General features: G+C 43.0%; 17 protein-coding genes, 1 tRNA gene and 2 pseudogenes. 9 read left to right on the forward strand and 11 right to left on the reverse strand.

The features are described 5' to 3' along the window. Window positions 1-151 precede the first annotated feature (151 nt). The 4 genes from JS578_00810 (at window position 152) to JS578_00825 (ending at window position 3,900) form a co-directional block, all read left to right on the forward strand. A complete protein-coding gene (locus JS578_00810) occupies window positions 152-931 on the forward strand; it encodes an MCP four helix bundle domain-containing protein (protein QRX63841.1) in 780 nt (259 codons plus the stop codon). A 5-nt stretch (window positions 932-936) separates the two neighbouring features. Beyond that, complete coding sequence (locus JS578_00815; GenBank protein QRX63842.1) at window positions 937-2,379, forward strand: TrkH family potassium uptake protein; 1,443 nt, start codon at window positions 937-939, stop codon at window positions 2,377-2,379. Window positions 2,380-2,439: 60 nt separating this feature from the next. Next, window positions 2,440-3,732: a tyrosine--tRNA ligase gene (locus tag JS578_00820; GenBank protein ID QRX64874.1), complete on the forward strand. Its 1,293-nt coding sequence runs from the start codon at window positions 2,440-2,442 to the stop codon at window positions 3,730-3,732. A gap of 94 nt (window positions 3,733-3,826) precedes the next feature. Continuing rightward, window positions 3,827-3,900: transfer RNA gene (locus JS578_00825), tRNA-Gln, on the forward strand. A gap of 166 nt (window positions 3,901-4,066) precedes the next feature. Here JS578_00825 and JS578_00830 read toward each other — a convergent pair. The 4 genes from JS578_00830 to JS578_00845 all read right to left on the reverse strand — a co-directional run bounded on the left by JS578_00830 (window position 4,067) and on the right by JS578_00845 (window position 6,920). Continuing rightward, entirely contained in the window at window positions 4,067-4,636 is a 570-nt protein-coding gene (locus tag JS578_00830; protein ID QRX63843.1) for a DUF4468 domain-containing protein, read from the reverse strand. Window positions 4,637-4,762: 126 nt separating this feature from the next. Then, window positions 4,763-5,137, reverse strand: a complete 375-nt coding sequence (locus tag JS578_00835; protein QRX63844.1) for a hypothetical protein — start codon at window positions 5,135-5,137, stop codon at window positions 4,763-4,765. Between the two features lie 116 nt (window positions 5,138-5,253). After that, window positions 5,254-6,198 carry a nucleotidyl transferase AbiEii/AbiGii toxin family protein gene (locus tag JS578_00840; protein ID QRX63845.1) on the reverse strand — a complete coding sequence of 315 codons (945 nt, stop codon included), beginning with the start codon at window positions 6,196-6,198 and terminating at the stop codon, window positions 5,254-5,256. Further along, on the reverse strand, window positions 6,195-6,920 hold the full coding sequence (locus JS578_00845) for a hypothetical protein (GenBank protein QRX63846.1): 726 nt from the start codon (window positions 6,918-6,920) through the stop codon (window positions 6,195-6,197). Before JS578_00845 ends, JS578_00840 begins: the two co-directional genes overlap by 4 nt. 182 nt (window positions 6,921-7,102) lie before the next feature. On the opposite strand from JS578_00845, the gene JS578_00850 reads away from it, so the two are divergent. From JS578_00850 to JS578_00865, 4 genes and pseudogenes are all read left to right on the forward strand, one after another. Beyond that, window positions 7,103-7,480, forward strand: a complete 378-nt coding sequence (locus tag JS578_00850; protein QRX63847.1) for an IS66 family insertion sequence element accessory protein TnpB — start codon at window positions 7,103-7,105, stop codon at window positions 7,478-7,480. Beyond that, window positions 7,464-7,769, forward strand: a pseudogene (gene tnpB / locus JS578_00855) (IS66 family insertion sequence element accessory protein TnpB). Before JS578_00850 ends, tnpB begins: the two are co-directional and overlap by 17 nt. Before the next feature lie 71 nt (window positions 7,770-7,840). Next, complete coding sequence (locus JS578_00860) at window positions 7,841-8,074, forward strand: transposase (GenBank protein ID QRX63848.1); 234 nt, start codon at window positions 7,841-7,843, stop codon at window positions 8,072-8,074. Beyond that, entirely contained in the window at window positions 8,068-8,535 is a 468-nt protein-coding gene (locus JS578_00865; protein QRX63849.1) for a transposase, read from the forward strand. Before JS578_00860 ends, JS578_00865 begins: the two co-directional genes overlap by 7 nt. Window positions 8,536-8,704: 169 nt before the next feature. Here the strand turns inward: JS578_00865 and JS578_00870 are convergent, their stop codons facing one another. Both JS578_00870 and JS578_00875 read right to left on the reverse strand, forming a co-directional pair. Continuing rightward, on the reverse strand, window positions 8,705-8,929 hold the full coding sequence (locus JS578_00870; GenBank protein QRX63850.1) for a hypothetical protein: 225 nt from the start codon (window positions 8,927-8,929) through the stop codon (window positions 8,705-8,707). Window positions 8,930-9,211: 282 nt separating this feature from the next. Beyond that, window positions 9,212-10,555, reverse strand: a complete 1,344-nt coding sequence (locus tag JS578_00875; GenBank protein QRX63851.1) for an ATP-binding protein — start codon at window positions 10,553-10,555, stop codon at window positions 9,212-9,214. A gap of 218 nt (window positions 10,556-10,773) precedes the next feature. Here JS578_00875 and JS578_00880 point away from each other — a divergent pair. After that, window positions 10,774-10,944: pseudogene (locus tag JS578_00880) on the forward strand (transposase domain-containing protein). Window positions 10,945-11,237: 293 nt separating this feature from the next. Here the strand turns inward: JS578_00880 and JS578_00885 are convergent. The 5 genes from JS578_00885 to JS578_00905 all read right to left on the reverse strand — a co-directional run bounded on the left by JS578_00885 (window position 11,238) and on the right by JS578_00905 (window position 21,929). Beyond that, window positions 11,238-13,088 carry an FRG domain-containing protein gene (locus tag JS578_00885; protein QRX63852.1) on the reverse strand — a complete coding sequence of 617 codons (1,851 nt, stop codon included), beginning with the start codon at window positions 13,086-13,088 and terminating at the stop codon, window positions 11,238-11,240. A gap of 313 nt (window positions 13,089-13,401) precedes the next feature. Further along, the gene (locus tag JS578_00890; GenBank protein QRX63853.1) at window positions 13,402-16,080 is read right to left on the reverse strand and encodes a DEAD/DEAH box helicase family protein; all 2,679 of its coding nucleotides are present in this window, start codon (window positions 16,078-16,080) and stop codon (window positions 13,402-13,404) included. Between the two features lie 57 nt (window positions 16,081-16,137). Next, on the reverse strand, window positions 16,138-18,000 hold the full coding sequence (locus JS578_00895) for a site-specific DNA-methyltransferase (GenBank protein QRX63854.1): 1,863 nt from the start codon (window positions 17,998-18,000) through the stop codon (window positions 16,138-16,140). A 67-nt stretch (window positions 18,001-18,067) separates the two neighbouring features. After that, entirely contained in the window at window positions 18,068-18,796 is a 729-nt protein-coding gene (locus JS578_00900; GenBank protein ID QRX63855.1) for an Abi family protein, read from the reverse strand. Between the two features lie 229 nt (window positions 18,797-19,025). Beyond that, complete coding sequence (locus tag JS578_00905; GenBank protein QRX63856.1) at window positions 19,026-21,929, reverse strand: DEAD/DEAH box helicase family protein; 2,904 nt, start codon at window positions 21,927-21,929, stop codon at window positions 19,026-19,028. Between the last annotated feature and the right edge of the window lie 49 nt (window positions 21,930-21,978).

Here is a 21,978-nt window from a genome sequence, read left to right on the forward strand (position 1 = left end):
AAGCAGGATTCAATTCCTGTTGCACACCCCAAAAGCGCATCACCTGCCTTTTGGGGTGTGTTCGTTAAAAAAAGAGGCGATCCCTTCTGTAACCGGTGAAAAAAAACTAATTTTACACCCTGAAAACAGACAACAGCCCATTCAAGCAACAATGATCCGTTCACTACAAATAAAACTGGTACTGAGTCTCTCACTCCTCGTGGTGATGCTGCTGGCCGCAGCAGTCATGTCGATGAGGGAGTTCCGCAACATGGGCGACTCGGTGAAAGGGGTGCTCAACAACAACTTCAGCTCCATCGAAGCAGCAAAGCGGATGATGGATGCACTGGAACGGGAGGACAGCGGACTCCTGCTCTGGATCATCGGAGAGCAGGAAGAGGGATCCCAAACCATTCATGCATCACATGCCATCATCCGCAGTGCACTGGAGGATGCTGTGAAGAACATCACCGAGACCGATGAGCCTCGCCACATCTCCGACATCACCGAAAGCTATGATGCCTACCATGCCTCCGTCCTCTCCATCCTCGAAGGGGCGTTACCTCCGGCAGAAGCGAAAGAGATCTACAACAGCGAGACACAATCGCTCTTCTTCAGTGCCAAAGAGACGGTGAATGCGCTGTTGATGCTCAACCAGGAACAGATGTACCATCAGTCGGAGATCATCCAGGAACGCTCCCGCAGGGCCATGATGCCCGCCTTCATCTCGCTCGCCGCAGCAGTCCTGTTTGCCCTGCTGCTCTTCTATTTCATCAGGATCTACTTCTTCCGTCCGATAAAAAAACTGACGGAGAGCATCCGCGACTATTACCCCGAGAAAGGAAGGCTCGATAGCTGCATCGCCACACGCGATGAGTTCAATCAGCTCGAAGAGGAGCTGAACAACTTCATATCGCGCCTGTTGTGGCGAAGAGAACAACCTAAAGAATAGAAAAGATGGTACGCAATAGGGTCGTCATCAAGTATCTCGGTTATATCCTGCTGTTCAACGCACTTTTTTTGTTCATCGCCGCCCTCATCTCCCTCTACCACCGTGAGAGCTCCCTCAACGCGCTGCTGTTCAGTGCCACCATGTGTGCCGCCCTGGGCACCTTCCCCTACCTCTTCGTGGAGAAGGTAGAAGAGCTGCGCTTCCATGAGGGACTCGCCATCAGTGTGCTGGGGTGGCTGCTCACCTGCATCGTGGGGATGATGCCCTACTACATCTGGGGCGGAGAGTTCACCCTCACCAACGCCTTCTTTGAAAGCGTCTCAGGCTTCACCACCACCGGCGCCAGCATCCTCACCAACGTGGAAGCCTTGCCCATGGGACTGCTCTTCTGGCGCTCCTCCACCTCCTTCATTGGCGGTGTGGGCATCATCCTGTTCGTGCTGCTGGTACTCCCCGAAAAGAAAGGAGTGCAATCCAGCTTCTACCGTGCCGAGGTCTCCGATCTCTCCAAGATGAGCTTCCGCACCCGTTCGCGCCACATCGTGCGCATCATCGCTACCGTCTATTTCTCGCTCATCATCACCGAGACCATCCTGTTGAAACTGCTGGGCATGAGCTTCTTCGACGCCGTCTGCCACTCGCTCTCCACCATCGCCACCTCCGGCTTCTCCACCCGCAACCTGAGCATCGCCGCCTTCAACGACGCCCGCATCGAGATGGTGATCACCCTCTTCATGTTGCTCAGCAGCATGCACTTCGGACTTATCTACGCCACCATGACCGGCAAGAAGCACAACATCTTCACCTCGCGACCCAGCAGGATGTACATGATCGTTGTCGCCACCGGCATCCTGCTCATCGCCTTTCAGCTGTTCCATGAAGCCAGGTACAGCCTGGGCGATTCGTTCCGCTACGCCGCCTTCCAGGTGGTCTCGCTCACCAGCACCACGGGACTCGTCACCGCCGACACATCCCTCTGGCCCCTCTTCTCCATCGTCGTGCTCATCTACTTCTCTTTCCAGTGCGGCATGGTAGGCTCCACGGCCGGCGGCATCAAGTTCGACCGTATCTACCTCTTCTTCCACTCCGTCCGCAAGCAGCTGAAGCTCATCCTCCACCCCAACGGCATCTACACCGTGAAGATGGACAAGCGAACCATCGAGCATGAGATGGAGCTGCAAATCATGGTCTTCATCATCCTCTACTTCTTCACCTTCTTCGTCACCGCGTTGCTGCTCTCCCTCATGGGGCTCGATGGCGTCACCGCCTTCTCCGCCTCCTTCGCCACCATCGGCAACGTCGGTCCCGGTTACGGAGACGTGAGCTCCTTCGGCAACTACGCCGCCATGCCCACTGCGGCCAAGTACCTCCTCTCGGCCAACATGCTGCTGGGGCGTCTGGAGATCATGAACATCTTTGCCCTCTTCGTGATGGCAGGCCGCAAATAACGATGAAATTTATTATCTTTGCATACTTTTTTACGAACCGATAGAGACAGAAACAACATGATGAATTTTGTGGAAGAGCTCCGCTGGCGCGGCATGGTACACGATGTGATGCCCGGCACCGAGGAGCTTTTACTGAAAGGACAGACATCCGGCTACCTGGGCATCGACCCCACGGCCGACTCATTGCACATAGGCCACCTGGTGGGGGTGATGATGCTCAAGCACCTGCAGCGCTCCGGGCACACGCCCGTAGCCCTCGTGGGCGGTGCCACCGGCATGATCGGCGACCCCTCCATGAAGTCCGCCGAGCGCAACCTGCTCGACGAGGCAACGCTGCGCCACAACCAGGAAGCCATCAAGCAACAGCTTGCCAAGTTCCTCGATTTCGAGAGCGACATCCCCAACCGTGCCATCCTGGTCAACAACTACGACTGGATGAAAGACTACAGCTTCCTGAACTTCATCCGCGACATCGGCAAGCACCTCACCGTCAACTACATGATGGCCAAAGACTCCGTGAAGAAGCGGCTCAGCGGCGAGTCCAGTGAAGGAATGTCCTTCACCGAGTTCTCCTACCAGCTGCTGCAGGGATATGACTTCCTGCACCTCTACCGCGAGAAGGGCGTCCGCCTGCAGGTGGGCGGCTCCGACCAGTGGGGCAACATCACCACCGGCACCGAGCTCATCCGCCGTGTGGAGGGAGGCGAAGCCTTCGCCCTCGTCTGCCCCCTCATCACCAAGGCCGATGGCGGCAAGTTCGGCAAGACCGAGAGCGGCAACGTATGGCTCGACCGGCGCTACACCACCCCCTACCAGTTCTACCAGTTCTGGCTCAACGTGAGCGATGCCGATGCGGAGAAATACATCAAGATCTTCACCTCCCTCACCCGTGAGGAGATCGAGGCACTCGTCAGCGAGCAGCAAGCCGCACCCCACCTCCGTCCCCTGCAGAAGCGACTGGCCGAAGAGGTCACCGTGATGGTACACTCGCGCGAAGACTATGAGATGGCGGTCAACGCCTCGCAGATCCTCTTCGGGCGCTCCACCTCCGAGATGCTGCGCTCCATCGACGAAACCACCTTCCTGCAGGTGTTTGAAGGCGTACCCCAGTTCGCCGTCTCCCGCGAGAAGCTGGCCGAAGGCATCAAGGCCGTCGACCTGCTGACCGATGATGCCGCCGTCTTTCCCTCCAAGGGAGAGATGCGCAAGACCGTGCAGGCCGGCGGTGTGATGATCAACAAGGAGAAGCTGGAGCAGTATGACGAGGAGATCAACCACTCCCACCTCATTGGCGACAAGTATATCCTGGCGCAGCGCGGCAAGAAAAGCTACTTCCTGCTCATCGCAGAATAGTAACCAATCAGACCCTGAAAAAGGGGCTGAATAATTTGGTGCGTTCAATATATTGTGCTACTTTTGCACTGCTTTTCACGAAGCAAATAAGGATTGTCCCATGGTGTAACGGTAGCACATCTGATTTTGGTTCAGCCAGTTAAGGTTCGAATCCTTGTGGGACAACCATTGAAACGGCGCATTTAGTTCATAAACAACTATTTGCGGCGTTTTCAATTTTTTACAAACGCGAGAATTTTGATGGGGATGATAGGTGTTTTTCCTTAAACAGTTTATAATTGTAATCAGTTACTTCGCATGTGCAATTTTCGGCAAGATTGAATGTACAGAAATTTTACCAGTCGTCATCTGTTTCTTTGTTCTTGATGAAATTGTCATACTGAGTACAAAAATCATTGAAAAAAGACTCTAACATCTTTATTGAGTCTTTCATATTTGGTTTACCATCCTTCTTAAAAAGTGATCTTGTTGGGGTAACAATACTATTTTTCCCGTGAAGGACTAACCTTGTTTCTTTTCCATCAGAATTACCTGTACATTCAAAATTGGGAGCATTGATACGTACCCTATCATCTTTGAATTGGAAAGATATTGTATATTGTAAATCCCACACAGCTAGATAAGACCCTAGAACCTTACCAGTACCGACAGCATCTTTTTTAAAGCCACTAACGGTTATCATTTCATTTTTAACTTCGTTAATAACAGCATCAGGAATTTTGTATACAGAGTGAATAAACATTAGAGTTTGATTATACATCTCCTCAGCACTTTTCTCAGGGTAATTTAGTACAAGATATTCTTTGTCATCTTCAGTAAAAAAACCGTCAATAGTAAGTTTGAATTGAGAAAAAACGCTTGTACTAAATAATGAAATTAATAAGAAGATAAATGTCTTTTTCATAATAATTAATTTTGGTTTATTCCCAAATATAGCTAACATTTAGGAATCAAACATATAAACCAGTAATTAAAAGATAAATATCAGTAGAAATAGGACGTTTATTAACGAAAAACCATCTCACTGAAATTAAATTTTCACTGCTTCGAACTTGTAGATATCACCTTCTGAATTCCTGTAATCAATCTTAGCTTTGTTACCGGACAGTGACGTGAACTCAAAATATTCCGTTACAGAACCAGATACACCGGTCACAGTATTACCTCCGACAATGTATGTTCCGACATAGCTGTCACCTAAAAAATCAACGTAATACTTGCCATCACTTTTCAATTCAACCATTATTGCACCAGAGGTCAATTCAGTTGTTTCGCCATTCAAGGTGATTTTTGTCACATTCCATTTCCCCACCAAATCAGCCTTGGATAATTCAATATCTCCCTCTTTCTCACAAGAAAATGCCAGCAGTAACACTGCCAAAATCATTAATACTTTTTTCATCATAACATAAAATTTGGACGTAAATAAATTGATAATGGTCCAAAAGTATCTCAATCGTTTGACAACTACTGTCAATACTGAATAAATCAGATAAAATATCTACCTGACCTTCGTTGAATTCACACAATTCGCTGGGATAATCGGATGAATGTTTGAGCTACGTCATTTTCATCGGGAATGGGACGATAAGCCAGGGCGGATAATTCAGATTGGTATTGATCCTTTATCTTGCTCCATAGGGAATCAAAATTGCGAATCAAGGGTGATTCAGCTATGGACCTGCTGGTCCATCCCGTTGGTTCATCGAACATCATCTTGTCGTGTTCCAAAAGTGTGAGAAATTGCTGTTTAAATGTGTCTGACTGTATGCACTGCATACAATCATCATCCTTGGCCAGAAAATACAGATCATAGAAATGCCTGATCTTGGATGAAACAGATGGGACAGGGTCCCGGTCCAGCGAGAAGCGAATGATCGATACCAACTTCTCCAGGAGCGTTTGTTCCTTGTTCAGGATATTGATCTCGAAGGGATGCAGCTGATATGCATCAATGAACGATTGATTGTACGTCTGGTCCAGAAAGTCGAACACCATGCTTTGAATAATCCGTTTCTGAAAGGGGATAGGGTTCGCAAATGAGTTGACCTCGACAATCAGCCGGTTGTTGGGGTCGTTCTTCTGAATGGTTGGGTACCTGAAAAGCGACTTCCTGTAGCGGGAACCTTTGCTTGTGATTCCCTCCTCCTGAAATTCTGTAAGCTCTCCTGTTATCTCCTTTTCGAGATGACGAATGATCGTTTTGATTTCATTTCCTGTTTTATGGGTTGTGTTGACAATTGCCAAGTCGACATCTTCCGAGAACCGGTCAATGAGCCGGTATCCTTTGGAGAGAGAGGTACCACCTTTGAAAATCGCCTCATCGCTGTACTTGCTGCCAGACAATCTACGCAGGAGCAAAGTAATCCAATAATCCTTCTCCACAAAACCGATGTTGATCTTGAGATGCTGGGATGCCGCTCTCAGTGTTTGAGAAAAGAGTAGTGAGTCGTGATGCAGATTCATGAGAAATTCCATTTATCGGCCACCGGGAATGCAAGTTTAAGACCCGGCAGCTTGTATTTGGTAATAGGATTCAAGGAATCGTAAAGCGGCCGAGAAACAGCATCGGCCTGAATAGTGTCGAGAAGCGTACCCAATAATGCCCTGGCAGAAGGCGGATACTTCAAAGCCAGTCGGACCAGGGAAGACTTTTCAGCATCGGAAAGATCTTTCAAAATTGCTATGAAGCGTTTGCCGGATTTGCCGACTGTGGTATCGGGAATCTTTTGGATGTAACGAATCGCATCCAGGATCTGCAGCAATGGAATGTTCTCCTTGGTGATGATGTTGTTTTGTTTGATGAACGATATGGTATATTCGCCTCGTTTGAAAGCAGGACGGACCACGTTCTTGCCGATCTGAATGACATTGCTGAGCTGCGTGGTTAATCCCAGGCTGTTGTAAATGCTATAACCGGTGAGGTAACCAACCGTTTTCCCATTCTCATCCAGCAGATCCTTGACCACCTGTGACCGGTCGGGCTGCAAAGTCCCGAAAGGCGTGGTTTCCGGCTTGTAATACTTGCCTTTGGAAAGCTTGGCAATCTTACCGGCAGCCACCATTCGGTTCAGTGCTTTGATGATTGCTTCCTTCTGATTCACCTCTGCAGGAAAATCAGCATAGGTGAACACAAATCCTTTCGGAAGCCTGTCAATCGTATATGATATGTAATCAGTTATTTTCATACAATATTATCCGGGGCAAAGATAATAGAATTGTCCAGTTTTTATGCATAAATACTGGACATTTTGATATAATAATAATAATAATTATAGTTTGAACTTCTCAATTATATGTAAGCCCCCGATAAAATACCCATTTTAGCGAAAATAGTTTTTTCCGATCTTTGCCTGCAAACCTATTTTCTATGAAGCCTGTAAGCAAAGAAGAATTCCTGGCGATACTGGAACGCCAACAGAAGAGCGGGTTAAGCATCAAGGACTTTTGTGCGAACGAGTCCTATACGGTCTCCAGCTTCCACTACTGGAAAACCAAGTTCGGACTCACCCGGCCCTATAACAATCATGCGCCGGATGCACCCACGGACATGCTGGCACCAATCAACATAAACCTGCCCATAAAAGCCCCTGTATCCTCGCCGGCTTCATCCCCTCGCAGCAGTCAGGGAGAGATCAGGATCAAACTACCGGGAGGTATCCAGGTCAGCTTCATTGGTAGTGCCCAGGCAGAGATCGCGATCAATTTACTGAATCAAATCTGCTCACGCCATGTTCTGCCTGAATGACACCATGCGCTATTTCCTGTGCCCGGGAAAGACGGACATGCGAAAAGGGATGAACTCGCTCTGTGGTGTGGTTCAAAACCTGATGGGATATGATGTGCGCATGGGTGATGTCTTCATCTTCATCAATCGAAACCGTACAACCATAAAGCTTTTGCATGCGGAAGATGGCGGGTTGGTTCTGTACATGAAAAGGCTCGACGAAGGCACCTTCCGCATTCCCACGTACGATGAGAAGAGTCGTTCCTATCCCATGCAGTGGCGTGATCTGGTGATGATGGTAGAAGGGATACAGAACAAATCCGTCAGCTCACTGAGGCTAACGCGAAGCTATCTGAACAGCTCACCGGGATGCAGCAGCGGATGGATAAGCTGCTGGCACAGATCGCCTGGTTCACCCGCCAGTTCTACGGTCGTAAAAGCGAGAAACTCTCCCAGCTGCATCCGGGCCAGCTCTCCCTGTTTGAAACGATTGCAGACGAAGAGGAAAGGCTTGCCGAGATCGAAGCGGCCCGTGCTGCTGCCCAGAAGCAGATAGAAGAGCAGACGCAAACAAGGAAAGTCACAAGGCAAAGAAAGAATACTTGTGGATGGTGAGAGCGGTCATGAAGAAACTGGTTTTCTTTTATTACAACGATGGTTCCAGGTCTCAACAAACCGTAGGTACCCTGCTGAAATCCTTTACCGGTTACCTGCAAAGTGACAGGTGGCAAGCCTACAATGTCTTTGACAAGGAGGATCAGGTGTGTCTCGTTGGCTGCATGGTCCACATAAGGCGCTATTACGAGAAGGCCTTGAATGAAAATAAAGCACTGGCAGAACATGCCATCCGCCCCGTTGCCCTGTCTCGAAAGAACTTCATGTTCTGTGGCAACCACGAGGCAGCCGGTAACACGGCCATCATCTGTTCCCTGTTGACCTCATGCAAGGAGCAAGGGGTGAATCCTCGGGAGTGGCTCATCGATGTGATAGGCAAGATGCCTTATTACCAGAAACCGGGGAATGATGAAAACCTGAAGAAGCTTTTGCCGAATTACTGGAAAAACAAAGGAAACTAGCGAATCTCTAGTCAAAATCTAATAATGCTCTAATAAATGCCTATAGGCACTCTAATAATACGCTAACAATTTACTAGAGAACCCGCAGTTGTCGGAATGAATAATCAGATCAAATCCGTGGGTGCATATGCTCCGGAATAATCAAGAGGTAGTTACTCGGGTGCTTACATTACAAATACCTATACACTGTCGTTCTTCCTTCCCCAATTCTTGTTAAGATTTGGTTATCAGTTGCCTCCCGCAAATCCCTGCTTGCCGTTGCAGATGAAATATCTTTAAAGTGGCGCATATACTCTTTTCTTGAAAAAGTGTTTTCACCAATCATGTTTCGGAAAAGCTGTATTCTACCCGCTTCTTTTAATGTTACAGGTTGAGATGAAAGCAGGTCTTCCAAAGAATTGTTACCTGCTCCATTGTCAAGGTGTTACCTTCAATTTCCAATGAAGATTGAATTGTTTTAATCCGGTTGCATCTCCTGAGTTCGGCAGGTGGATGAAACAGATACGCAGTCTTTACTTCTCCAATTTTTTCGGAAATGGATGCAACCTTTGCCAATATCAAAGGCGTTATTTTATAGGGAGGCTTCATTCGATAATATCATTTGATAGCATCAAAGATATAAAATAAATCTCATACTAATTAATCTCAGCTTGTAGGCCATAGTATTGCAATATATCTACATCAACCCACTCAAATCTACTTTATAAAACTCAGGTGCTGCATAGCTCTTTTCTAAGAACATTGCCATATAGATTGGCGCGTAAGTAAATTTACCTTCTACACTAAGATTGTCATTATTGAAAACAATGGCTTCAGGAAGAATATACTCATCACAGTCCATAATGTTTGACAGGGCGCGATGTACATCATAATCTTTACCTGATTTCACCTCTATAGGGATAATTCTTCCTCCTAATTCAATAACGAAGTCAAGTTCCCCACGCTTCTTGTTGTTATAGTAGTAAGGTTCTATTCCATGCGCGACTAATTCTTGAGCTACTGCGTTTTCGTATATGGAGCCAAAATTTATATCCTTATCTCCTTTGATAATACGTAATTGTATTCCCTCGGCATATTGAGCCGCAAGCAAACCAATATCACTTTGAAAAAGCTTAAACAGACTCCTTGAGTGTGAAAGCAACAAAGGAACTTTTGGTTCTTCAATATTATATATAGGCAAAGCAACACCTGCATTCTTTAGCCACAAGAAACTATTCTGATAGCGTTCATATTTCGCATGCTCATTCAAGCGTTTCAAAATAAATCGTTTGTTTTTGGCGTTCAGTTCAGAGGGGATAAGATTAAAGATCTCCTCAATGTTCAACTTATTCTTGGGATCGTACTGTGCAATATCACGTTTGTATAGTCGAATGATATCTTGTTGTATGACCATAACCTCTTGCAGGTTGTTGCTCTCAATGTATTTGCTTACAGCTGCAGGCATACCACCCACGACTAAATAGAGACGGAAGAGTTCCATCATCTTCGAATGAATGAAATCATCTACTGGAGTCCTGTTTTCCCATGAATGGCGTAATGATTCAATAATTTGTTTATTGATACCTACACCAGATATAAATTCTTCAAAGTCGAGAGGATACATATCCTTTACACCCATATAACCAACAGGCTCTGAACGAAGATCTTTAAGTCCCACGCCAAGCAATGAACCACTTAAGATGTATCTATATGAACCCTCATCTACCAAGAATTTAATAGCTGTAACAATTTCCGGATACACTTGAACCTCATCAAAAAAGATTAATGTTTCTCCTTTAATCAACGGTTTGGTTGTTATTGCAGAAAGTCGAAGTAGAATGTCCGAGCTACTCTTTGCTCCTTTGAAAACAGATACTGCATTTGGATTTTCAATAAAGTTGATTTCAACGAAGCTCTTAAAAGTCTTGCCAAATTCGCGAATAGAATAAGTCTTACCAATCTGTCGAGCACCTGTAATAAGGAGAGCATTACGATTTGTTTCGTAATAACTACGTATAAGTGAATATATCCACTTTTCCAAGAAATATAACGATATAAACGCCGCTTTTCCAAGAAGGTAAATCCGAACGAACTTCTCTAACTCCTTATCCCTTTCGACTAGATACCAGCCTATCGCACGCAGTTATGCCGGAGCATCCCTTCTGGCGGAGCTGATGATAAACAAGTACGTGAATCACCTGCCCTTCTACCGCCAGATACAGGTGAAGAAACAGATGGGAGCCAATCTGCCACCACCTTGCCGAGGATGCTGCAGTCATGTACTCGTTGCTGGGGTGCTGCAAGGCTTCCGATGTGAACTTCCGCGACTGGATGGTGTATGTGCTGAGCCATATACACGACTATGACGAAGACTACACCAGAGATCTTGCAGAACTGCTCCCGGGTAACTACTCCAGGAGAAACTCCTAAAAACTCCACATCGACTCCGAATGTTTTGGAGGTTTTTGAAAGTCCACTTTCATATACCAGGAAATAATAAAATCAAATACGGGCATCACCGAATGCTTACCCTAAAAAGGGGTAGCTTACACAAATAGAGAAGGCTACAATCCGACTGGCCTAATTGAAATGGGTTGTGTAAATTAAACTGTGTCAGGTTGTAATTTATAAATAATTTGGCACTTTTTCCTATTGGGTAATGCTGAGACCTGAGTTTTAGTTGGTCAAAAACGGTTAGGGGCGCGCCCCTGATCGTTTTAATCTTAAATCCTGATCGATCCAAATAAGTGATTTGATGTTTTGAGATTAATGAAATCTCTCACCAATTTGATTTCCCCGTATGCTTCATCCATCTCATCCGGCAGGTAGTCAACAATTGGATTACTCACTATCTCAACAGAACTTACGGCAAGCAATTCATTATACTCTGAATCGTTCATATGCGAATAGAATCTGTCTCGCGCATCATTTAAAGCTAATTGGCTGAATTTATTGCTGTTTACAATTATCTCCGCTTTCTTCTCAATCACTTCATCAGGGAAAAGAACTTTTGACTTATTGAACATCTTGAAAATTATTGAAGAACATCTTGAATCATGCTTAAAGCGTACTTTAAAAGCTAAATCATTAAAATCTTGATCATTATGCATATTAATTGTATAGGCAGACTGCTTAACAGGTCTTGCATTGGGTTGGATTCCTATAGGATGCAAATTCCAATCATTTGTAAATGGATTACTATCCTCATATACATAGAATACCCCCTGTGGTTCTTTTTCAGAAGGGATATAGGATTCTTTCTTAACTCCGTCACCTTTGATATATTCGGTACAAGCAAAAAAAGTGGCAATCCATTTATCCGTAGTCAAATCCAGATGTTCAGTTTTGGTACCATAATGCTGTGCCAATGCAGTATTATTAATATGCATCTTACAATGTTGCACATCTCCACTCCTGGTTTGTGTTGACAGGCCCAATTGAAACAATTCTGACAAAGGGTGTTTATTCACAATTCTTGAAAATTCACACAACTTAAGCCTTTCCTTAAATATTTTATTTTTGCACTTTAGTCTATGCAAAGAGGATTGACATTTCTCATAACAGGTATTCTGTCCTCTATAATACCAATTTTTCACTCTACATCTTGGCAAGAAAAGCAACTCATTTTCATAATATGTTACTTTATCCAATTCTTTCCATTCTTCATGAAAAGGAATAGATTTACCAATTGGACTATTGTCATACATCAATGCATATTTCTCTTCATCGTAAGAAAGAACCTCAAGTAATTCAAATATATTAGGCAACTCTTCTGTATCTTTAACAGTAAAATGACCAAATTTGTGATAGAGCATGGATTCTGAAACTTTATAGTCTGGAAAATTATTCCAATACAATCCCCATTCTTCTAAGGTAGGAATGTGTTCATTGGATTCCCTAAAATGCTTTCGCAGATCATCTGATAAAACCTCTTGGACATTTGTACTTCTATTGTAGTATTTGGGTTCGTCTCTAGAAGGAATTCTCATCTTTATGTTTCCGACACTCTTGGCCTTTTCTTCAAATAACATTGCTCCATAATAGTCAAAATTCCTATAATTGAATGCTATGAGTCTGTATTGAAGTTGCCGAAAACCTTTGATAAATTCAACTGTGTTCAATCTTCCAAAATTCACAAACGACTTTTCTGCGTACCACAAAAGAGACAAAGACAAAGCAGGAAATTTAAATTGACACACAACTCCCATCATCAGGTTATCGCATGCAAATTGAAGAGCATGATCAAATTGATCGTGATATCCTTTATTTTCAGCCAACATCGATAAAACATAATAAATTTCATCCCACATCTCGTAGCATCTGATAATTTCTGCGACGTCTACCATTGCTAATACAGCGGATTCAATTTCATCACTATTTAATCTTAGCATGGCACGGTTGTAACCATACAATATCTGTAAAAAAGGGGGAGCATCTTCACGAGGCACCACCCGTTCATCGTTGCCCAGATATTTGATAAGAACAGAATCAATTGTTTTTGCTCCATCAAAATCATTCGAATCAATTGAAACTGCAAACTTATCAACTAGAATACGTAATTCATTGTATATCATTAAGCTTGTTCTTTATAAATGACCTCCCCCCCCTAAAAAGATATTTACGAGTACAATGTTTTGATGTCATACAGATTCTTGATAAGCCACGTGCTCAAAGTGTGTAATGATGTACTTGACCTTCTGTAAAAGCAATGGACTTCGTTTACTTCTCCGATTCACTGATTACTCTTTTTTCATTGTTATTCCAATGCCAAACAAAGTTAATAATTTTGTCTAATTCTGAACTGTAATGCAAATAGGGAAACGCTTCAATACCATTTTATACATTTCGGATAAATGGTATCAGATAAATCAGCATTAAAAAAGACTTTTACATTATTCTGTAATTGGCGACTAAAAAATTGAATGATACATTTTTGCTCACTGCCGTGTGTGGAATCAACAGGTATTGCCAGGGCTTTCCTCCATTTTGGGAAGTAAATTCAGTGGCATTCTTGCAGTAGGTCAATGCTGCGGATGTCTTCTGCAAAACATCGTCGTTCTTCAATTCATTTGAAGCTTTGGTTTCAACCATATAGATCGCATCGTTTGTTTCTACAACGAAATCAGGTTCGTACTTTTTTGAATTGTTGTCCCAATACATTCTGAACTGATTGGGAGCTGGCCTTAACCATTTCAACACATTGGCATCGGTCTCCAGAACAAAAGTGAGATCGAGTTCGGTTTTGCTGTCGAACTTATATTCGAAATGACACGCTTTTTCAAATCCCCTGAAAACAAGCTTTGGAACCAATGCAGGGGGAACAACCTCCCTATAGTCTTTGTAACCAAAATTGATCAACGCAGAAAAGTTCCAAGGTTCGATCTTTTGAAATGGAAGGATGCTCTTCGCCTTATAATCCGATTGTTGCAGGTTGAAATTCTCAGGCGACTTCATCTGCTGATAGATCTTCTCAGCAATTGTCGCTTTGAACTGGAATATTGTTTGCGGGAGTTCATCCTTCTTCTCGATTTTCTTCGCTACCGCTTTATATGCCTGGGTAGCCAGGTGGTGCAACAATTCCGCATTGTCGTCATAGTCGATCTCCGGATAATCGATGAGTTCCGAAATAATCATTTTTACTGGATGACCATACGAACCGCTCGATTTTGCTTTAAGCGTTTCCACGACCTTGTCTTTAAGACCGAGACGAATGATTTCCTGATCCAACGACTGGTAATTCAGGTAGGTGGTGTCCAGGTCAAAAAACCTGAATTCCGCTGTCACATCACCCTGAACCAGGTCCATCCGTGGTATTTCGATGATAATCTTTTTATATTCATTGACCAATGTATCATATACTTCAACAGCCTCTTTCAGGATATCCCCTGCAAATAGATTCAATTGCCCCTTGGTGAGGTTCTCTTCCACCTGACGTATTACCTTTCTTTTCACCTCAGGTTTATTCAAATCATTCACATTCCGCACTTCAGGCAGTGCATTAAAGCTGGGTAGTATATGAATGATGGCCATTTTGGCATCCAAGTTGTTCTGCGCTTTCTGTTTTACCACCTTGTCGGATATTGTGTTTACTTTCTCCTGTTCCTTTTCAAAGGCTATATCCACAACCGGTTTGGAAGTGACAGGGACCGACTTGTTGCTCAGATCCTCCTCGGGGATCTCGACATAGCTCATTTTATTCAGCAATGAATCCGGATCCTGGGCAGCATCTATGACAGCCTGAAAATTCTCGTGGGCGACAACCGTCAACTTATCGATCTTATCTACACCCGTCCGTTTGCCGTCATACGGCAATCGCAGGCCCCGTCCTATGGTCTGTTCAATAAGTATGGATGCATTTGCTGCTCTCAACGGAACAATCGTGTACAAGTTGGTCACATCCCACCCCTCCTTGAGCATATTCACGTGAATCACAATTTCAATCTCGTTGTCGGGACTCTCGAGCGAGACAAACTGCGATTCTATATCCTCGTCATTCCGGGTGGAAGAATCAATCTGAAGTACCTTACCCATGTACTCTCCCTCGTAAAATTCGGAAGAATTAATCAAATTGTATATCTCCGAGGCGTGGGTAATATCCTTGCAAACGACAAGAATGAACGGCTTGACCATTTTCACCTCGTTGTTCAAAGCAAAAATCTCCAGTTCCGTTTTTGTATCCTGATGGATGCTGATCGCATCTTCCAGTTTGATGATCTCAATCTCCCTGTCGGTCAAGTTACCTTTAATAAAATTCTTCCTTGTTGCAATCGCCGGATTTTTCACATATTTCCCATCAGCCAGGGCCTGAGCCAACGAATATTCATACACAATATTCCGGAACATATTCCCTGCTTCGTCGAAAGGAGTTGCCGTAAGTTCTATACCCAGTACCGGTTTTAGTTCATTGATCGCATTCTTTGAAGCATCAGCGTGATACCTATGTGCCTCATCCATCAGGATCACCAAATCATCTAATTTTGATAGATAATCCCAGTACGACTGACCTAGGTATTCAGAAAGTCGCTTTATTCTTGGGGCAAGCGAGACGCCACCTCTCCTTGTCCCTCTATTTTCCGAATTGAATTTCGCAATATTGAAGATATTGATCCTGATCTCCTCTTTCTCATACAATCGGCCTTGTTCATTGTAATTTTCTCCTGTAATTATGACCGGGCGATTGTGTACAAATTCTGAAATACCGGAAAACAGGTATTTATGATATGTAGGATTACCAAAGTCCTCGATCAGTTTTTCATAAATTGTAAGATTGGGAGCCAGTACGAAGAAGTTTCGGATGCCTTTTTCGATATACAGGTACGATACAATTGCACCCATTAATCGGGTCTTGCCCACACCAGTGGCGATAGAGAAGGCAATTGAAGGAAAGTCACGTTCAAAGTTAGTGCAAGAAGGATATTGATTTTTCACTTTCTCCAATTCTGTCGAAAGATCAACCTCTTTCTCGAGGGAAAGGATTTCTGTTAACCTGGCAACAATGTCGAGCGACTCTTGTAAAGGTTCGCGCAGAGAAAGACGCTGCTTGATATAACTTGCTGTACTGTTCATTCTGTTGAATTTATCTTGTGTTCAATAATGGTTCATACGACTGGTTAATACATATGGTCAGTCAAAAAGTCCGGGATAGTCCTTCGGCTTTTTATTGTACTTCTTTTTTTCATCCAATAATTCCTGCACTGAAACACGTTCGTCAGGAGTTTCGGAATGTTCATCTGAAAGATCTGACTCCTGGACTGGACTGTTGATTATATTAAAGCTATAATCATCTTTTCCAAACTCACATCTGCCCAACAACATCTGAGGAATTTTCTTAATCGTCATTCCGGGATACCTATTCTTGCACTCTTTCTGGTACGATTTGCAACAGATCAACAAGGTTTCATCGGGTTTCATTTCATCTTTGATCTGATCCAATGATTCCATAGTTAAGAATTGTGTGGTTGTATAGATGAAATCTCTTTCCGAGCTTTGCCCTTGTTTCCAAAAGATTGACTCGTGAGGATTGTATCTGAACCCTTCCTGTTTGGCCATGGCTGCTGCCAACATATCGGCATTGTACTCCTTGCTGATGATCCAATTGTCGAAATTATCTTTTTTCAACAAACTGGGAGCAAGGGTGTAGTATTTAAATCCTCCACCACCTTTCCAATTCACGGATTTACTGATACCACCTTGATCCTCTGCATCGACCACTCTTTTTAACCTTGGATAACAATGCGTAATAGCGTGCTCTCCAAGTTCAATCCCAATAAAACAACGATTCATTTTTAATGCTGTTGCTGCTGTTGTACCTGATCCTAGAAATGAATCCAGAACTATATCGCCTCTATTGGTTGACATTTCAATAATTCTACTGATTAAGCTTTCTGGTTTTTTCCCATTTGGAAATTGGACTCCACCTTCTTTTGTCAAATTATTAATTGTAGAGGTAGCATCCCAATAGGTTCCGAGCCTATTTTTCTTATACAAAACACCATCTATATTTTCTCCAATGTCTCTTAACCAAGCGAGTAATCTACATTTTTCACCTTTATAAAATTGCTCATATATGACACCCTTGTTTCTCCCTGTTTTGGGTATATACTCTATTGATATTAAATCTTCAGCAATATTCAATTCTTTTCTTGAGCGGATTATTCTTTGACGAATAGAAGACTGTGCATCTTTAGCTTCAAAAATTTTACTGGAGTACTTATAATATGCATCTTTTTCAGAAATATTTTCCTCTCGTATTACCTGATTAATGGATTTGAAAATTGGATTAATTCTACTATATAATTTAATTTCATTTTGATCACCGTCTGTTGTAGAACCAATATATTTTTTTTCACCTTCATAATATAGAATTGATGTGTATTTCCAACTTTTTCCTTGTTGTCTATAACCTTCAACTAATTCTGCGATAGGAGTTAAATCAAATATTCCTTTAAAATTAGGGAGTGTTCCATAATTTCTTGCATAAATATGAATATATTCGAGATTTTTTTTTAATTTTTTATCCTCCCCCCCTCCTGATGCGCCAGCAATATTCTTCATGTTTACAGAAACTGTATTAATAAAGTTATGACGACCAAACACTTCATCCATCAATACTTTCAAATAAGCAGCTTCCTCATCATCAATTTGAACAAAAATAGCGCCATCATCTCTTAATAAACTTTTCAATATAACTAGACGTTGATTCATTAGGTTAAGCCAAACAGAATGCTCCACTCCATCATCATAGTGTTCAAATGCATTTCCTGTATTATAGGGTGGGTCAATGTAAATGCATTTAACTTTGCCCGCATAATCCTGTTCCAGTGCTTTTAAAGCCAAAAGGTTGTCCCCGTGGATCAGCATATTCTCCGCATTGGGGTCACCATAAGAGTATTCGGGATTCTCTACCAGGATGCGGGGTTCAAGTTTGGGTTCATCACCCTTTCCAATCCAGGTGAGCTCGAGTTTTTGAAATGGTTTCTTTGCCATTATATTGTTTCTTTCAAATCTATTAATTGTGTTGAATTATCTTCCTATTATTCTATCATTCTGACCATTATGAATGTATCTCCCTAAAATGTATCAGATCGAAATACAGTCTCTTCATATAATACTTTTTTCCCGGATAGTATTTCATCACACATTTTGCGTTCTCGATTTCATACATTACGTGATCGATCCTCTTGGTCCAAAGGTTGAAATCAAGACCAAACCAGAAAAAAAACTCTTTGATATATCCGTATATTGATTCAGCCTTATTCAGATTGAATTCAACCGTACCATCATCCTTCATCTTAAAAATGATGGGTTCATTGTGGTACACCCGGTTCCTGAAATCGCGCACCTTATCCAGTATCTCGCAAACTTTCTTCCGATTGAATCCCTGAGGTAAATTCACAAAGATGCGCATAGGAACCCCTTTTAATATTCTCGAATGTGTAACATTAAACAGCGCAGTCCAAAAACCAAAGTTGAGATCAGCGATAATCTTGCCTTGTGAAATGGGTTTGGGAACATTTTTCATGGATTTTTCAACACTTGATTTAAGAAAGAAATTTTCCTTAATCTTTCCGGTTCGATCTCTATAAATCAAAGCATTATCCATCATAAAACCATTTACCTGATTCAAGAGCCAATCGGCGTCATTGAAATGTCGTGATAGTTCTTCATTCAATGCATTTCTTAGGATCACCTCCACCAGTGACAAAAGAGGATAGAAGGACTGGGACAATCGTACATTCGCCTGATAAAGCTTCAACGCTTTCGGGTAATTGTTCTGACTCACATCCAAGTAGTTTTGCAATCGCGCATCAGAAATATATTTCCTTATAGTGCCAATGTCCACAGAAATAAAAAGTTAATTATTCAAATAATCCTGAATTTAGTCCTCTCTTTCCTTGTAAATATCATCTTTGATATATATATTTGCATCGTAATACTTATTCAAGCCTCTTTACATAACCTGTAAACGTAAGTAAGTGAAAAGAATTAAGCCCGTTTCGACGGGCTTTTTTTTATATCACCCTCCATCTGATCGTGAACACCTCTTTCTGAAGCAGCTTCTGGTTAAGCATCTTTTCAATTTCCGTCAACAGCTTTTCCTTTCTTTCATCAATTTCATCCTGAGAAGTAAACAATGATTGCCTCTTCTCGTTGCGTTCCTTCTCCAGTTTCTTTATTTCACGTTGTGCTGCTACTTTTGATTCGAGACTGAGCATTTTCTTCGCTTCTGCTCTCCGGAGCTTTATTTCAGCATCAAGATCCTTGATTTCCTTCTCCAGGCTAATCTTCATGTCATCGGCCCACTGATCGAGCTTGTCCATCTCAATGTCAAAAAAATCTCTGTTTCGCAATGCATTGGTGGTAACAATTTCCTGCCTATATCTGGCGATGTTTTTTGACAGACGTGATTCAATTTCAGGATCTAAATATAGCAAATTTTTCTCTTCTGCCTGCAATGAAAAGAGTCTTTGGGCTATTTCGGGCTCAATCTCAGCACCCTCATCCGTAATACAGGACAACAATAAATAATCTTCGTTTTCAAACGAGTTGATGCTCAATTGTTCCACCCGCAACCATCCGGAATTGCCTATCAAACCGTTCAATGAGGATATGAGCGTAGGGGTGTCGGTATAATTGAATTCGATCATCCGCACCGGTGTGGGAAGCGACTTGCATTCCTGCAAGATGTGTTGAGCCAACTTGTGCCCTACCCTGTAGATGTTCGTATCATCCGGGACAATGATATCGCTTTTCTTCTTCCCTTCTTCTGTGCAAAGCATCTTGTAGGAGCCAGAATGAATGGTCACATCGTGAAAGGGATTCTCGGGCAGATGAAAGGAGAATTCATTGTCGTTGAAAAATGCATCGTTTTTCAGCACATACTTGGTTAGCTTCCATAACTTCTGTTCAAAAGTATTCAGGTAGGATTTTGTTTTTTCAAAATTGACCCTCAACTTATCCCGCACCTCTTCATCGAAATTTTCCAACAATGTTGAACGAACACTCTGTAATTTCTCAGAGATGGTAGGTTTCAACTCTTCCTGAAGATCATCGAAAGCACTTTGAATCTCTTCGGTAGTTCTACATTCCTGGTATATCTGGGCTATTCTCTTCTCAAAGTCGACACCGTTGCCAATAGCTCCCAGCACCTCATCGCTGGCACCAAAGACACCATCGAACAACCTGAATTTCTGTTCCAACAGTTCATATACACGCACATCGGCTTGGTTCCGTATATTGACAAAATTGACCACCACCACATCGAATTTCTGTCCATACCTGTGACAGCGACCTATTCTTTGCTCTATCCTTTGTGGGTTCCATGGCATATCGTAATTCAGCACCAAAGAACAAAATTGCAGGTTAACCCCTTCAGATGCAGCTTCGGTAGCAATCATTATGGTCGCATTGTCTCTGAAATAATCGACTATCGCTGATCGTTTATCTGCTGTGTGTGATCCGGAAATCTTGTCGGTACCTTTATGCTTTTCAAGCCACTGGTTATAGATTCGTGTTGAATGAGGATCATTATTTGTGCCATTGAACAGAACAACCTGATCTTTGTATTTTTTCTCTGTCAGGAGATTATACAAATATTCCTGGGTTCTTTTCGATTCGGTAAAGATCAATGCTTTTTGGTTTGCCCCCAACAGTTGCAACTGTTCAAAAGCCTTGTCCAGCGCAATGAAAAGGTGATCTGCTTTCGAGTTTTTCTTAATTGCCCTGGCTAGTTCGCGGAATTCTTTCAGAACTTCTATCTCTTCTTTTATTCCCTGGATATCAGCCTCTGAATATTGCTGTTCTTCTTCCACGATGTTCTCTTCTTCATTATCGACCCACTCATCTCTAGTTTCATTAAACGCCTCATATTCATCGGAGAATAAATCGGCAATATCAGTTTCATGTTTCTCAACGATGGATTCGAGCCTTCTGACCAATGTTTCGAAAGTACCAAAAATGGCATAGGTTGATGAGGCCAGCAGTTTGCGCAGGATAAGCGTCATCAACTGCCTCTGACTCCTGGGCAAAGCATACAGTTTTGGTTTCTGTAGGTATTCAGAAACGGCATCATACAATTCCTGTTCTTGATTCCGGGGAATATACTCTTCGCAGATTGCTCTCCGCTCAGTGTAACTGATGTACTCAAGCACCTGCCGGCGGAGTGTTCTCTTACAAACCGGGTGCAGTCTTTTTTTTAGCTCATAATAATCCTCTTCTTCAAGCTGCCGGCTATACTGGCTTTTGAAGCTTTTCAGATCACCAAACACGAAGTCATCGATAATGCTGACCAAACCATACAATTCAAGTACTGAATTCTGAAGAGGAGTAGCAGTAAGCAGAACCTTTTTTCTGGGCAGAAGCGATTGTCTGATTGCATTGCCGATTACGTTAGAAGCCTTGTAGACATTTCTCAACCGGTGCGCTTCATCAATGATCACCAGATTCCAGTTGGTCGATTCAACATAACTCGCTTTTGACTTGGCAAACTGGAATGAACAAATAACAATCTTGTCCTTCTGATGAAATGGATTGAAGTTTTTCTCCTTGATCTCGTTGTTAAAAGATTTCGTTTCGAGAATAACAGAGGGGAGAAAGAACTTGTCGGCCAATTCCTGGCTCCATTGTTTCCTGAGGTTGGAAGGACAAATAATCAACAGGCATCTTTTCCGTTCGGCCCATTGTTGGGAGAAAATGATTCCGGCCTCGATGGTTTTACCGAGTCCCACTTCATCGGCCAGGATCGCTCCATTCGAAAGCGGTGACCTGAACGCAAACAAGGCTGCCTCAACCTGATGTGGATTAAGGTCGACCTGCGCATCCTGAAGCGAAGCAGTGAATTTTCCCACGTCGTTGGAAGGAAGCTGCCTGGTAAGTTCGTGCGAGAAATATTTGGCGTGATATGAAGTCAGATTCATATTCCCATGAAAATTGCATCGATCGATATACTATTTACAAATATACAAT

The organism is Dysgonomonadaceae bacterium zrk40, from assembly GCA_016916535.1.
Taxonomy (GTDB): Bacteria; Bacteroidota; Bacteroidia; order Bacteroidales; family Dysgonomonadaceae; genus Proteiniphilum.

Bases quoted from the DNA above. Each gene is read 5' to 3' on its own strand.
- JS578_00860 (QRX63848.1), top strand. From the start codon at position 7,841: ATGGATAAGCTGCTGGCACAGATCGCCTGGTTCACCCGCCAGTTCTAC.
- JS578_00850 (QRX63847.1), top strand. From the start codon at position 7,103: ATGAAGCCTGTAAGCAAAGAAGAATTCCTGGCGATACTGGAACGCCAA.
- JS578_00890 (QRX63853.1), bottom strand. From the start codon at position 16,080: ATGAACAGTACAGCAAGTTATATCAAGCAGCGTCTTTCTCTGCGCGAA.
- JS578_00845 (QRX63846.1), bottom strand. From the start codon at position 6,920: ATGAAAATAACTGATTACATATCATATACGATTGACAGGCTTCCGAAA.
- JS578_00810 (QRX63841.1), top strand. From the start codon at position 152: ATGATCCGTTCACTACAAATAAAACTGGTACTGAGTCTCTCACTCCTC.
- JS578_00820 (QRX64874.1), top strand. From the start codon at position 2,440: ATGAATTTTGTGGAAGAGCTCCGCTGGCGCGGCATGGTACACGATGTG.
- JS578_00865 (QRX63849.1), top strand. From the start codon at position 8,068: ATGGTGAGAGCGGTCATGAAGAAACTGGTTTTCTTTTATTACAACGAT.
- JS578_00905 (QRX63856.1), bottom strand. From the start codon at position 21,929: ATGAATCTGACTTCATATCACGCCAAATATTTCTCGCACGAACTTACC.
- JS578_00815 (QRX63842.1), top strand. From the start codon at position 937: ATGGTACGCAATAGGGTCGTCATCAAGTATCTCGGTTATATCCTGCTG.
- JS578_00830 (QRX63843.1), bottom strand. From the start codon at position 4,636: ATGAAAAAGACATTTATCTTCTTATTAATTTCATTATTTAGTACAAGC.
- JS578_00885 (QRX63852.1), bottom strand. From the start codon at position 13,088: ATGATATACAATGAATTACGTATTCTAGTTGATAAGTTTGCAGTTTCA.
- JS578_00840 (QRX63845.1), bottom strand. From the start codon at position 6,198: ATGAATCTGCATCACGACTCACTACTCTTTTCTCAAACACTGAGAGCG.
- JS578_00895 (QRX63854.1), bottom strand. From the start codon at position 18,000: ATGGCAAAGAAACCATTTCAAAAACTCGAGCTCACCTGGATTGGAAAG.
- JS578_00835 (QRX63844.1), bottom strand. From the start codon at position 5,137: ATGATGAAAAAAGTATTAATGATTTTGGCAGTGTTACTGCTGGCATTT.